Here is a 13,541-nt window from a genome sequence, read left to right on the forward strand (position 1 = left end):
TAGGGGACACGCACAATGTCGATGCTCAGATCGTTTTCGGCCTTGCTCGTTTGCCTGTTACTAGTGAGCCATGCGCGGGCTGACGAAAAACGCATTGCCCTGCTGATCGGAAACCAGGACTACCCGGCAGAAGTCGGCGCTCTGACCAACACGCACAAGGATGTGCGCACAATGGAAGAAGCGCTGGCCGCGGTTGGGTTCGAGACCCTGCCCCGGTTTGATCTTGACGAAGACGGGATGGAAGATGCGTTCGACAAGTTCGAGGCCCGCATCGGAGAAGAAGCCGATGCTGGCCATGAAGTGATCGCGTTCTTCTACTATTCCGGGCACGGCGCGGCCGCCTACGATGATCGCGAAGCGCGCAACTACCTGATCCCCGCCAAGGAAACCATCACCGCGGCAAGCCACATATTCCGCAAGGGGGTCGAACTCGAAGAAGTCCTCGCCAGCCTTCAGGCCTCCAGGGCAAAAGCGGTCTTCGTCGTGTCCGATGCCTGCCGCAACGAGCTGAAATTCGCCTTTTCGAAATCCATTGCCGACAAAGGCATGACGCGCGTATCGCAACGTCCCGGAATGCTGGTTGCCTTCGCCACAGCAGCAGGAGAGACCACGCCGGATGACGGCCTGTTCGCCGATACGCTGGCAGAGGAAATTCGCCGCCCCGGACAGGACGCAGTCGTTGCGTTCTATCAGGCACTCGCTGAAGTTTCCGACAAGCGCAAATCTTCCAGCCGCCCTTTCATGGCGCCGGGAAAACTGCCACGTGGGCTTTGCTTTGCGGGCTGCACGGCCGGCCCCGCCGCGCCCGCTCAGCCTGAAGAGCCGACGCGCAAGGCGGAATACTGGTTTGAGCAGGAAGACGAATTCTCCTTCCTGCAGGAGAATGTCGTCCTGAAGGCAACCGTCAATGGCCTAGAATACACAATTCACGAATTTGGCTACGGCGCCCCAACGGTGGAATTACTCAAGGATTTCAATGCGGACGGCACGCTGGACGCCATCGTGTCCGTGCATGGCGGCGGCAATTGCTGTCCGGCTGAATACTTCTTCGTCGCCGACATGGGCAGCGGCCACTTCCTCGTCAGCAAGATTGAGGACATCTATGCTTGGGATCCACCGACCGCAGAACTCCATGAAGGGCGCTGGGTTGCCAAGTTCATTTCTTCCAATGAAGGCATGAACACGGACGATTTCAAACAGGATGTTCACCTGTACGCCCTGAAGGCTGACAAGCCGGAGCTTGTCCTCAAGACGTTCAAGCGCGAGGTCACCGCGCTCGTCGAACTTCGGTCCAGCATGTTCGGCTTGGACACTGATGACGCCGCGGCTACCCAGTCGATCTCATTCGACATGGACGATGATGGCACAGCCGATACTTTGACCTGCGGATTTTGGTCCCGCTGGGGCAGGCTCAGCGATTGCAAGGTGACGCTCGCGACAGAACCTGCACCGATCCCGGTTGATACCGCCTGCAAGCGCCTCGGTATCGTGAATGCCCAACAAAACGGACTATCGCTGCTCGTCTGTGATTCCGACAATGTCCATGCCTTCAATGCCGCCTCCAACGCCTATCTCCCCGTGGAGAATTAGGCGCCGGAACACTGACCGGAGCGTCGGCTAGGTCGCCTGCACGTCCGGTACCCATTTCTGGCGCATGGTTACCAACTCCTCGGCGGAAGAGGGGTGCAGCGCGCAGGTCCGGTCGAAGTCCGGCTTTGTGGCGCCCATCTTCACGGCGATACCAACCATTTGGATCATTTCAGCGGCATCATCGCCAACAATATGAACACCCAGGACTTTTTCGTCGGATGCGCGCACAACCAGCTTCATCAGGATGCGTGTTTGGTCACCGTTCAGCGCATTCTTCATCGGCTTGAACCTGGTCTTGTAGATATCGATTTCGCCGAACTCTTTTCGAGCATCGGCCTCGGTCATTCCAACCGTGCCGACTTCTGGCTGAGTGAATACGGCCGTCGGAATGTCACTGTGATCAAAATGCCAAGGCTTGTCGTAGAATTCCGTCTCCGCAAATGCGTGGCCCTCGCGAATGGCCACAGGCGTCAACGCGACACGGTCAGTCACATCACCAACAGCCCATACCGTATCGACATTTGTCTTCGACCACTCATTGACCGGAATGGCACCCTTCTCATTTAATTCGACGCCGGCATTTTCGCAACCTAGGCCTTCCGTGTTCGGACGGCGCCCAACGCCCATCATGATAACGTCGCAGTCGAGCGTATGGCCATTGGTCATGGTCAGGTGCAAGGGCAGATCCGCCCCGTCCCGCTTCTCGATTTTCTCAAACACCGTCCCGGTGATAACCTGCACGCCAGCTTCCTTCAGACCCTCATGCACTTCGGTGCGTACATCGGCATCAAAACCGCGCAGCACTTCCTCGCCGCGATAGACCAGGCAGGTCGGCACGCCGAGACCGGCAAACACGTGTGCGAACTCTACCGCAATGTATCCGCCCCCTGCGATAACGAGATGCTTCGGAAGTTCTTCCAGATGGAAAATCTCGTCAGAGGTAATTGTATGCTCAACGCCCGGCAGCTCTTCCGGAGAGGGTCGCCACGGACGCCCGCCAACGGCCACCAGAATTTTCTTTGCCGTCACGGTCTTTCCGCTGTTCTTCAGGCGTAGCGTATTCTTGTCCACGAACTCGGCCCGATCTTCGAAAATCTCGACGCCAGCATTTTTCAGATTACGGAAATAGATGCCGGATAAACGGTCGACTTCAGCATGCATTGCCGTTGCGAACGCCGAATGATCGTAGCTGACCTCCCCCGTAGACCAGCCATAGCCAGCCGCTTTCTTGATGTCTTTGCCGTACTTGCTGGCGTAAACCATAAACTTCTTCGGTACGCACCCGCGGATCACGCATGTGCCGCCCATGCGATACTCTTCCGCCAGTCCAACCTTGGCACCAGACAATGCTGCCAGACGCGCCGCACGGACACCGCCCGACCCTCCGCCGATTACGAATAAGTCAAAGTCATGTGTCGCGTCGGTCATGGGAGGGTCCTTGAATCTTTACAGGTTTCGACCACCCATATGAGGCGGGATCAGGAGAATTCAAACACCGTAGCGCCATTCTCATTGCCGATGATGACAGTCCGCGCGAGACCAATGAACAGGCCATGCTCCACAACGCCCGGCACATTGGACAATCGCGCCGCCAACGCCTCAGCGTCAGGGATGCGCTCGCAATGACAGTCCAGGATATGGTTGCCGCCATCAGTGACCACGAGTTCACCATTGGTCAGCGACCGCAGCTGCACGCGTGGGCGGTCAATACCGGAAGCCGCCAACACGTCGTAAACAAGCTTCGCAGTGATTGTGTATCCGAACGGCGTAACTTCCACCGGCAGAGGAAACTTCCCGAGCCGCTCGACCTGTTTTGACGGGTCCGCGATCACCACCATGTGATCGCTGGCATTGGCGATAATCTTCTCGCGCAGCAAAGCGGCGCCGCCGCCCTTGATCAATTGCCCCTGCGGATCGACCTCATCCGCGCCGTCTACAGTCAAATGAATGCGCTCGACCTGTTCGAAGGGGATCAGCGGAACACCAAGGCTGCTGGCAAGACGGCGTGTCTGTTCGCTTGTCTCGATACACCGGACCACAAGTCCGTCAGCCACTTCCTCAGCCAACATCTCGACAAAATACTTCGCCGTCGAACCGGTGCCGAGGCCGATGGTCATGCCGTCCTCGACATATTCCATCGCCGCCATCGCGGCATTCTCTTTCTCGTGCTCGTTCGCCATCAGCCTTCAGCCCTTTTGCTTGTCTGCCTTTTCCGATGCCTTCCGGCTCCGGAATTCAATCGCCCAATCCTTGATTTCCGTCTGACGGGCGCGCCCCAATGCCAGGGCATCGGCAGAAACGTCGTCCGTAACGACACTGCCAGAGCCAACGACCGCTCCGCGCCCAATCCTGACCGGTGCCACGAGCGCACTGTTGGAACCGATAAACGCGCCATCTTCAATGCTGACCTGATACTTCAGGAAGCCATCATAATTGCAGAAGATCGTGCCCGCGCCGATATTCACATCCGCACCAACCTGGCCATCACCCAGATAGGAAAGATGACTCGCCTTGGCCCCTTCTCCCATCGTTGTACTCTTCACCTCAACGAAGTTTCCGATGAAGGCGTCCTTCTCCAGAACCGTACCGGGGCGAAGCCGGGCATAGGGACCGACGGAACAACCCGGCCCAACCTGCGCACCTTCCAGATGGCTGAAGGCCCGGATCACCGCACCAGACTGCACGATGACACCGGGTCCGAACACAACATTCGGCTCCACGGTCACATCGGCCTCAAGCAAAGTATCGTGGGAAAACCAGACCGTTTCCGGCGCAATCAGAGATACCCCATCCGCCATGGCTTGCATGCGGCGGCGATTTTGGAAAATGGATTCCGCCTCGGCAAGGTCAGCCTTGGAATCACACCCGATCAGATCGTCCTCATCGCAGCGCACGGCCTTGCAGGTCATGTCCTCGGCCCGCGCCAATGCGACAAGATCGGTCAGATAGTATTCGCCCTTGGCATTGTCGTTCGTCACCTTCCGCAAAAGGCTGAACATGATGACCGCATCGCCCGCCATGACGCCGGAATTGCAGAGCGTTACATCCAGTTGCTCGGGGGTCGCCTCACGCGCTTCGACGATTGCTTCAAGGTCTCCATGACCGGAGGTGATGAGGCGGCCATACAGACCGGGCTCGGCCGCATCAAAGCCCAGCACCCCAATCGCCGCGCCGTCGCTCAGACTGTCGAACAGGCTCCCGATCGCAGAGGCCGGCACGAGCGGGCTGTCGCCATACAGGACAACAAGGTCGCCTTCGAAACCCGCAAGCGCTTCCTCTGCGCACCGCACAGCATGACCAGTTCCCATAGGCGGATCCTGATAGGCAAGAGAGTCGGCTCCCAGCAACGCGCCAACATGATCGATCAGAATCGGTTGCGATGGGTGTGCAACAACAACGATCCGGTCGCATCCGACGTCTCTGGCAAGCGCTATTGACCAGTCGATCATCGGCCTGCCAGCCACCTTGTGCATCACCTTGGGCAGATCGGACTTCATCCGCGTGCCCTTGCCGGCCGCAAGAATGACCGCTGCACGTTCTCTGGCCGGTTTTTCCACAGGTTCTGCCCTCTCGCTTTCCCTAGTCCTTTCGCCTAGACCAAAGGCCGATTCAAGGCGAGACCGAAAAGGAATTGCGGCGCATATGTCAAAACCCTTCGACGGATGGACAATTGTCTTCGACCTGGATGGTACGCTTGTGAACACGGCGCCCGATCTGCTGGAAGCGCTGAACCATGTGCTGACCAATGCCGATCTCACACCGGTCACTTTGGACACAATCGCCACGATGATCGGTCACGGTGCCCGCGCGATGATCGTAAAAGGCCTGCTGGCGCACGGCATCACGCCGTCCGATTCGGACCTGGATGTCTTTCTTGAGCAGTTTCTGGACTATTACGCCGCAAACATCGCAGACCACTCGCATGCCTTTGATGGCGTAGTTGAAGCGATGACCACCCTGTCCGCCGGTGGCGCAACGCTGGCTGTCTGCACGAACAAGAAACAGGCCCTTACCGACCAGTTGCTGGCGGAACTGGACCTTACCCGTTACTTCGCCGCGATTGTGGGAGCAGACAGCGTACCCAACCGGAAACCGGATGGAGACCATATCCTGCGCACGATCGAGGCCGCCGGCGGTTCGCCCGAACGCGCTTTGATGATCGGAGACTCCCGCACAGATGAAAGGGCAGCCCGGAATGCCGGACTGCCCTTCATTTTCGTCCCATTCGGGTACGAAGAGGAATCACCACAACAGCTTAAGCCTGACATCGTGCTGGAGCACTATTCCAGGTTGGTCTCAGTTGTGGATGGATTTGTCAGCTAAGCCGAAAGTTCACGCTGTTCGCGTGGACGGTAGCTAGGACGGGCGGAGCCCGTTTCATTTGCAATACGGCGACGCGGCATGCCGTTCACCATGTTGCTGCGTACATCAGTGCGTGCAGACCGCATGGCAGGAACAAAGCCAGCATCGATCAGGTCGACATCAACTTCATAGCCACGCTCTGCCCAATAGGCACTAATTTTCTCACGAAGGCGCTTTGCGCCGTCTTCGTCACACCAGTCTTTCATTTTTCTCTCTCTCCAGGCTGTACTGTTATTAGGGCCTTAGGCCCCCGCCTGTCCTTCTTATATGTTTATGCAGTCCGTTCGTCGGGCTGTCTTGTGTGACCGGAACATGACCATTTTTTGTGGTTTTCTCAAGGCTAATTTCGAATGAAACTAGTGTAAGGTTCTCCGATGAACATCCGTTCATAATGAACGCCTGTTCATATTCATGTTATCGCAAACAAAAATCTGCTCGCAATCAGAAAAAATCTAAAGAACTACCAAATCCTTGTAACCAGATCATGGTACAGCGAGGCATTTCTACCCTTAGCGCGAGAAGTCGTCCCCCCAAGGGTGCATGCGCAAACGATTGTAATGCATGCGAGGAATGTGTTTATGCATATCTATAATCAGTCATTTTACGCGACTCAGCGCCAGCAGACATCCGGACTTGACCTCGACTCAGGCGCAGATTACGCCATCTGCTTCGCTGAATTGGGTGATTAGCTCAGTGGTAGAGCACTGCCTTCACACGGCAGGGGTCAGTGGTTCGAACCCACTATCGCCCACCATTCGCCCCGTTGCGCCCTGCTTCAACCTGTCATTCACTTATCCCGCGCATCTAATTCATGGTGAGCGCGCCGAAGCGCAGTATAAGGCGGTGCGATGAAATCCCTGTTCCGATCCAAGGTTATGACCTCCATACTCGGCGTTCTGATTTGGGGCTGGATGTCCCTCATTGCGCGTTCCGTCCGGTGGAAGGTCGAAGGGGAAGAGTCAGCGCGCAGCTTGTGGACCAACTATAACGGCGTCGTCCTTACGGGCTGGCATTCTCGTATCCTCCTCCTGCCCAGTGGCTGGATCCGCAACATGAAGCATTGGCCCGGACGGATACAGAACGGCGCGATGTTGGTTTCATTGTCCCCCGATGGGGAGGCCGTCACCCGCGCGATCGCCCATCTTGGGCTTCACCCCATTCGGGGCTCAGCCGGGAACAAGAAAAAGGCAAAGAAGGACAAGGGTGGCATCCGCGCGATTGCCGAAGCAGTCCGTTTGCTCAAATCGGGTACTGTGGTCTGTATCACGCCCGATGGCCCCCGCGGTCCGGCGGAAATCGTCAGCCCCGGTGCGGTCATGATTGCCCAGCGCGCGGGCGTGCCAATACTGCCCTACGCGCTCTCGATAAAACCGGCCTCGCGCCTGTCGACCTGGGACCGCCTGATTATTCCCTATCCGTTCGCACGAGGTGCCATTGTATATGGCGAACCAATCCTCGTATCACGCGACAGCGATCCTCAGCAGATTCAGGCCGAATTGCAGAAACGGCTTGATGAGGCGACCCGGAGAGCCGACATGCTGGCGGGCTATCCTGCTGAGACGCAATCGGATTCAGACAAGACATGACAGCCGCGATCCATCTTTACCGGACCCTGACGCAGGCCGCCTCGCCTTTTCTGGGCGGCTTAATGAAACGTCGTGCCCGCGCCGGCAAGGAAGACTATGGCCGCATCAATGAGCGGCTCGCGCGCAACATGCCCCGCCGCATGCCGGGCGGCACGCTCGTCTGGCTACACGGTGCCAGTGTCGGTGAGAGCCAACTCCTGCTCGAACTGGGCCAGCGACTGCTCGAAAAGCGCCCGGACCTGCTGCTCCTCTTCACCAGCCAGACCCAGACATCGGCGCGCCTGCTCGGCCCCGCCCTGCCCGACCGTGCCATCCATCTCATGGCACCACTCGATACACCGGCGATTGCGCGCCGCTTCATCCAGCACTGGCAACCTGATCTTTGCATTTTTGGCGAAGGCGAATTCTGGCCCAACCTGATCCTCGAAGCGGAAAAGTCCGGCGCGAAACGCGCACTGGTGAACGGACGCATGACGGATTCGTCTGCCGAAGGCTGGCAGAAGCTCAGCCGAGCCTTCCAACGCCTGGTCGGTCGGTTTGATGTCGTCCTTGCCGCCGACACCGACACGGCCCGACGTTTGGAAACCCTGCTCGATCAGCCAGTCCAGTCCACCGGCAACATGAAGTCTGCCCTCCCGCCGCCTTCGGCCAGTGACGTGGAGATCCGCCGCCTGCGCGAGAACTTCCTTGGCGACCGGCGTTGTATCCTGGCCGCATCGACGCATGACGGCGAGGAAGCGATTTTCCTCGATGCCCTCAAAGGCAATGACGACACCGCGCTGATCATTGCCCCGCGCCATCCGGACCGCGGCGACGCCATCGAAAGCCTGCTCAAGACGCGCGGCCTGCCGCTGGCGCGTCGGTCCCGCGGCGAGACGCCCACACCCCGTACCCGAATCCTGCTCGCTGATACTATGGGAGAAATGGGCCTCTGGTATCGCCTGGCAGATGCCGTCTTTCTTGGCGGCGGGCACACGGAAGGCGTCGGCGGACACAATCCGCTGGAACCTGTTCGCCTCGGTCGCCCTGTCGTGACGGGTCCCGATGTGTTCAACTTCGCCACAATGATGGACGATCTGGAAAAGCGCGGTCTAATCCGGCGCCTGAAGACGCCCAAGGCCATAGGCAAGGCACTGCTGACAATGGAACCGCCAGCTGCCGAAGCGCTCGCCGCCCTGAATGAACAGGCTGATGCGCCCATGACGGTGACTTTGGAAGCCCTGTTGCCGCTTCTTCCCGAACCAGGCCTGCTACAATGAAGGCGCCGTACTTCTGGTCGGCCGGGCTCGATCCGAAATCTCGGGAAGCTGCGCCCCTGACTCGCGCTCTGCTCAGCCCTCTTGCCGCTCTTTATACATGGGGCATCCGCCGCAAGCTGGCCAAGGCCACCCCGGCGCGCACATCAATCCCCGTCATTTGCGTCGGCAACCTGACGACCGGCGGCGTCGGCAAGACGCCCATCGTGCAGGCTATTCGCCATCATATCGAGCTGAAAGGCATTCACGCGTCCAGCCTGTCACGCGGCTATGGTGGCTCCGAAATCAGTCCACAGAAGATCTATCCAACCTGGCATACCGCAGACATGTGCGGCGATGAGCCTCTTCTGCTGTCCCAGACCGGCGAAAGCTGGATCGGCAAGGACAGGTTCGCCGGGGTCCAACTGATGGCCTTTTATGGCACCAAGGTCGCCATCATGGATGACGGCCATCAGAATCCCGGCATCGTGAAGGACCTGTCGTTCGTCGTGATTGATGCGGCTGCCCCTTTCGGCAATGGCTACGTCCTGCCCAAAGGCCCATTAAGGGAACCTGTTGAGGATGGACTCGCCCGCGCCGATGCGGTGATCCTGATGGGGGATGGCGATGTCCCTCAACGCGTGCAGCAGAGCGGCCTGCCCGTGCTGCGCGCCAGAATTGTCCCGTCGGGGCCAGCGCCGTCTGGCTCGCTGGTGGCATTCGCGGGCATCGGACGTCCGCAGAAATTCTTTGAGAGCCTGAAAGATCATGGCGGCGATATCAGCGAAGCGGTCGGCTATCCGGATCATCACGACTATTCCCCGAAGGAACTCGGCTTCCTCCACAAGCTCGCAAAATCCCGCGGCGCGCGCCTAATCACGACCAGCAAGGACTATGTCCGCATCCATCCTGATGATCGTGGCGGCATCCTGCAATTCCCGGTCACCGCAGAGTTTGATGACATCCGCCAACTTGACGCGCTGCTCAACCCGCTCCTCTATCCAGATAACTCATGACCCAGACCACCCCGAAATATATTCGCCCAAAAGATATCGACAATCGTGCGACGTTTTGGCAGCGCGTTCAGTGGCGGCTGGAAACCATTGGCTGGGACCTACTCTATTGGGAGCCGATGAAGCTGCTCGGCCCAGATCGTGCCTCCAATTTTGGTGGCTGGCTGATGAAGAAGATCGGCCCGCGCCTTTCCCAGCACAAGACAGTGAAGCGCAATCTCCGGCTCGCTTTTCCGGATTGGACAGATGTACAGATCGAGCAGACCGCACTCGATGCATGGGAGAGTGCCGGCCGCGTCGCAGGCGAGCTGCCGCACCTGCCATCCATCGATCCGTACACGTCTGGAAGAGTAGACATTGTCGGTCTTGACGTGCTGGATCGCCTGAAGGCCAGCGACAAGGGTGCGGTCTTCATTTCCGGCCACTTCGCCAATTGGGAAATCATGCCTGCCACAATCACCCAGCGCCTGCCGGACGCGGTGATGACCTATCGCGCCTTGAACAACCCCCATATTGATCGACGCATTTCGGATCTCCGCGCGGCCTATGGCACCCAGATCAACGCACCCAAAGGCGTCAGCACCCGCGAATTGATGCGTGCTCTGGCCAAGGGCCAGACCATCGCGCTGATGAACGACCAGAAATTCAATGAGGGCATCGCCGTCCCTTTCTTTGGGCATGACGCCATGACCGCGCCGGGGCCGACACGGCTTGCCATGAAATACGGTGTGCCGATCGTGCCCGTCTCGACCGTGCGCACAGGCCCAGCCCGGTTCCGGATCACCTTCCATGAACCCTTCATGCCGGAAACGACCGGGGACGAGACCGCAGACATCCAGCGCAGCGTCCAGCGTATTACGGATTTCATTGAAGAACAGGTCCGCGCAAATCCGGGCCAATGGTTCTGGCAGCATCGGCGCTGGCCAAAGGAAGCCTGGAAAACCGCGGGCATTACCTGACCGACCCTAGCGCTCCGGTTCGCTCCAATCGGCAGGCCCCACATGCCGACGCCGCAGACGGATCGCGAGTCCCAGAGAAACACCTACACCGATCGCGATTGTCAGATCAGCCACAACGGTCAGCACAAGCGTGATCAGCAACAGTGCGACATTCGCTTTCTCGTCCGACATGTAAGCTCGCCATTTGTGCGGCTCGCTCATGTTCCATGCCGTCAGCATCAACAGTCCCGCCAGTGCGGGCATCGCCAGATAACCCGCCAGGGGCGCCGCAAACAAAACGGCCATCAGGATTGTGAACGCGTGAACAATACCGGCGACCGGCGTCTTTCCGCCTGCCCGCACATTCGTCGCCGTGCGCGCAATCGCGCCCGTCGCAGGCAGGCCACCGAACAATGCAGATCCCATGTTCGCTGCCCCCTGTGCCATCACTTCGGCATTGCGTCGGTATTGCCCGCCCGTCATCCGGTCCGCCACCATAGCGGACAGAAGGGATTCCACACCCGCCAGGAAGGCAATCACAAAAGCTGATGGCAGGAGTTCCGTCACACGGTCCAGACTGAGCCCGGGCAGTTTCGGCATCGGCAACTGGCTCGGCAATGCCCCGAACCGGCTGCCAATTGTATCGACTGGCAGGTGAAACAAATACACGACCGCTGATGTCAGCCCCACGGCCACGATCAGGCCCGGGAATTTCGGTGCAACCCGCCTCAACCCGACAATCAAAACCATTGTCGCAGCCCCGATTCCCACGGATGCCCAATTTACCGTCCCGCGCGCCGCCCAGAGCACTTCCAGTTTGCTGAAGAATTCCGCCGGCAGGTCGGAAGTTGTCAGGCCGAACAAATCATTCAGCTGACTCGCCGCAATGATAATGGCGATACCGATGGTGAAACCGTTCACGACCGCTTCCGGAACGAAACTGATCAGGTTGCCTGCCCTCATCAGTCCGGCGACAATCAGAATGATCCCTGCCATGAACGTCGCCAGAACGAGTCCGTCATAACCGTGCGCAACGATTACGCCGAACACGACCACGATGAATGCGCCAGTCGGCCCGCCGATCTGAACCCGGCTGCCGCCTAGGAATGAAATCAGGAACCCCGCGATGATTGCCGTGACAAGACCCGCCGCCGGGTCGGCTCCTGACGCAATGGCAATCGCCAGGCTAAGCGGGATGGCGACGAGCGCCACTGTCACACCTGCAAACAGGTCCGCCACAAAGAGCGGTCCCGAATAGGTCTGGATCGTTGTCAGAATCTTCGGCTTCATTCGTGCCCGGCCATGCCATGCCACCCCGTTACCCATACAAGTACGCCTACACCCGCGCCACGCGCATCGAAAAGGGCCGAATTTGTCGCGATGGATAGATTTTCGATCTGGCAAATCGCCTTCGAAAATTCTTACGAAAGTCCGAAGAAAGAGTGTTGGGCTTCAATGAAGTGTGGAACGGAGTTTAAGGGACACTGGGATACGGTTGTCGCTGAAACTGGTTTTCTACGCCAGTAAACTATTGCGAGTCTCAGGGGCTTGAACGAATGACCGGATTCTCACTTCCTTCAACGATTCGAGACGGACGTGAGGAAACATCCCGGCAGGCAATCAACTCTGCATTGACAGCCATTCGCCAACACCTAGGAATGCCGATCGCCTATATTTCGGAATTCGTAGATGGTGAGTCCGTGTTTAGATATGTAGACGCACCGGGCCTCGAAAACCTGATCAAGCCGGGAGACAGTAGAGACCTGACGGATGTCTATTGCCTTCACATACTGGAAGGTCGCCTACCCGAACTTATTCCGGATACCTCCAAAAACCCCCTCGCTCTGGCCATGCCGATCACGCGCGAAATTCCGATTGGGGCGCATATGAGCATTCCAATCCGGCTTGTGGACGGCACACCATACGGCATGTTCTGTTGCCTCAGCCCGGAAGCGAACACGAGTCTCAACGATCGCGATCTGGAAACCATGCGCTTGTTCGCAAACCTGGCCGCACAACAGATCGACAAGGATTACGAGGAACGCCGCATCCTGGAGGAGAAGCGCGAGCGTATCCTCGAGACCCTGAATACAAGCGCGTTCGCCATTGCCTACCAGCCAATTGTTGACCTCGGCCAGATGCACCCCAGCGGGTATGAAGCCCTCTGTCGCTTCTCGGCTGAACCTTATCGGTCACCGGATGTCTGGTTTGACGAGGCGGCTGCCGTCGGCTTGTCCGTGGAACTGGAACTGGCTTCAATCCGGCAGGCGGTGGAAAAGATCCGCGAGATCGCGCCCGACCAATACATTTCCGTCAATGCCTCACCTTCCACAGTGATCAGCGATCAATTCGCGAGCACCTTCCTGAATTTGCCGCTCGACCGCATCCTGCTGGAAATTACCGAGCACGCCGTCATCGACGACTATGAGAGCTTCACCAAGGTGCTGCGCCCATTACGCCATGCAGGCCTGCGGCTCGCCGTGGATGATGCTGGCGCCGGTCACTCCTCGCTGCGCCACATTGTCCAGCTCAATCCGGACTATGTGAAGGTCGACATGAGCCTGACCCGGAATGTGGATTCAGACTTGGCCCGTCGCGCACTGATCGGCGCATTGCTGTTTTATACGCGAGAAACGTCGGCTCACATCATTGCCGAAGGTATCGAGACCGAGGCAGAGCTGAATACACTGAAACTGTTGGGCGTTCGCAGGGGCCAGGGCTATCTGCTTGGCCGCCCGGAGCAGGATATCGCCAAGACGGTCAATTTGTTCAGCAAGGCATCCTGACAGCATTCAGACCCTGTGCATTCCGCAAAAT

General features: G+C 58.4%; 12 protein-coding genes and 1 tRNA gene. 8 read left to right on the top strand and 5 right to left on the bottom strand.

Features of this window, described 5'->3' with window-relative positions:
- The first annotated feature begins 15 nt into the window (after positions 1–15).
- Positions 16–1,590, top strand: a complete 1,575-nt coding sequence (locus tag B2P82_RS15300; protein ID WP_290497839.1) for a caspase family protein — start codon at positions 16–18, stop codon at positions 1,588–1,590.
- 27 nt (positions 1,591–1,617) lie between these two features.
- On the opposite strand, the gene gor is transcribed toward B2P82_RS15300, so the two are convergent.
- From gor to glmU, 3 genes are read right to left on the bottom strand one after another with little or no spacing between them, the layout of a single operon-like run.
- Positions 1,618–3,018, bottom strand: coding sequence for a glutathione-disulfide reductase (gor, locus tag B2P82_RS15305; protein WP_290497841.1), 1,401 nt, complete (start codon positions 3,016–3,018; stop codon positions 1,618–1,620).
- 50 nt (positions 3,019–3,068) lie between these two features.
- Positions 3,069–3,770, bottom strand: a complete 702-nt coding sequence (rpiA, locus tag B2P82_RS15310; RefSeq protein WP_034813773.1) for a ribose-5-phosphate isomerase RpiA — start codon at positions 3,768–3,770, stop codon at positions 3,069–3,071.
- Between the two features lie 6 nt (positions 3,771–3,776).
- Positions 3,777–5,147, bottom strand: a complete 1,371-nt coding sequence (glmU, locus tag B2P82_RS15315; RefSeq protein WP_290497843.1) for a bifunctional UDP-N-acetylglucosamine diphosphorylase/glucosamine-1-phosphate N-acetyltransferase GlmU — start codon at positions 5,145–5,147, stop codon at positions 3,777–3,779.
- A gap of 85 nt (positions 5,148–5,232) precedes the next feature.
- Between glmU and B2P82_RS15320 the strand changes: the two genes are divergently transcribed.
- Positions 5,233–5,913 (top strand): HAD family hydrolase, encoded by a 681-nt coding sequence (locus B2P82_RS15320; protein WP_290497844.1) that lies wholly within the window; start codon positions 5,233–5,235, stop codon positions 5,911–5,913.
- On the opposite strand, the gene B2P82_RS15325 is transcribed toward B2P82_RS15320, so the two are convergent.
- Positions 5,910–6,158 (bottom strand): hypothetical protein, encoded by a 249-nt coding sequence (locus B2P82_RS15325; protein WP_034813781.1) that lies wholly within the window; start codon positions 6,156–6,158, stop codon positions 5,910–5,912. The genes B2P82_RS15320 and B2P82_RS15325 overlap by 4 nt on opposite strands.
- Before the next feature lie 473 nt (positions 6,159–6,631).
- Here B2P82_RS15325 and B2P82_RS15330 point away from each other — a divergent pair.
- The 5 genes from B2P82_RS15330 to B2P82_RS15350 all read left to right on the top strand — a co-directional run bounded on the left by B2P82_RS15330 (position 6,632) and on the right by B2P82_RS15350 (position 10,745).
- Positions 6,632–6,706: transfer RNA gene (locus tag B2P82_RS15330), tRNA-Val, on the top strand.
- Between the two features lie 94 nt (positions 6,707–6,800).
- On the top strand, positions 6,801–7,538 hold the full coding sequence (locus tag B2P82_RS15335) for a lysophospholipid acyltransferase family protein (protein WP_290497845.1): 738 nt from the start codon (positions 6,801–6,803) through the stop codon (positions 7,536–7,538).
- Positions 7,535–8,797 (top strand): 3-deoxy-D-manno-octulosonic acid transferase, encoded by a 1,263-nt coding sequence (locus B2P82_RS15340; protein WP_290497846.1) that lies wholly within the window; start codon positions 7,535–7,537, stop codon positions 8,795–8,797. Before B2P82_RS15335 ends, B2P82_RS15340 begins: the two co-directional genes overlap by 4 nt.
- On the top strand, positions 8,794–9,789 hold the full coding sequence (gene lpxK, locus B2P82_RS15345; protein ID WP_290497848.1) for a tetraacyldisaccharide 4'-kinase: 996 nt from the start codon (positions 8,794–8,796) through the stop codon (positions 9,787–9,789). Before B2P82_RS15340 ends, lpxK begins: the two co-directional genes overlap by 4 nt.
- Positions 9,786–10,745 (top strand): lysophospholipid acyltransferase family protein, encoded by a 960-nt coding sequence (locus tag B2P82_RS15350; RefSeq protein ID WP_290497849.1) that lies wholly within the window; start codon positions 9,786–9,788, stop codon positions 10,743–10,745. Before lpxK ends, B2P82_RS15350 begins: the two co-directional genes overlap by 4 nt.
- A gap of 6 nt (positions 10,746–10,751) precedes the next feature.
- Here B2P82_RS15350 and B2P82_RS15355 read toward each other — a convergent pair whose 3' ends face one another.
- Complete coding sequence (locus tag B2P82_RS15355) at positions 10,752–12,014, bottom strand: SulP family inorganic anion transporter (protein WP_290497851.1); 1,263 nt, start codon at positions 12,012–12,014, stop codon at positions 10,752–10,754.
- Between the two features lie 266 nt (positions 12,015–12,280).
- Between B2P82_RS15355 and B2P82_RS15360 the strand changes: the two genes are divergently transcribed.
- Entirely contained in the window at positions 12,281–13,510 is a 1,230-nt protein-coding gene (locus tag B2P82_RS15360; protein ID WP_290497852.1) for a sensor domain-containing phosphodiesterase, read from the top strand.
- Positions 13,511–13,541 lie beyond the last annotated feature (31 nt).

The organism is Hyphomonas sp. UBA4494 (assembly GCF_002388935.1).
In the GTDB taxonomy this organism is placed as follows: Bacteria; Pseudomonadota; Alphaproteobacteria; order Caulobacterales; family Hyphomonadaceae; genus Hyphomonas.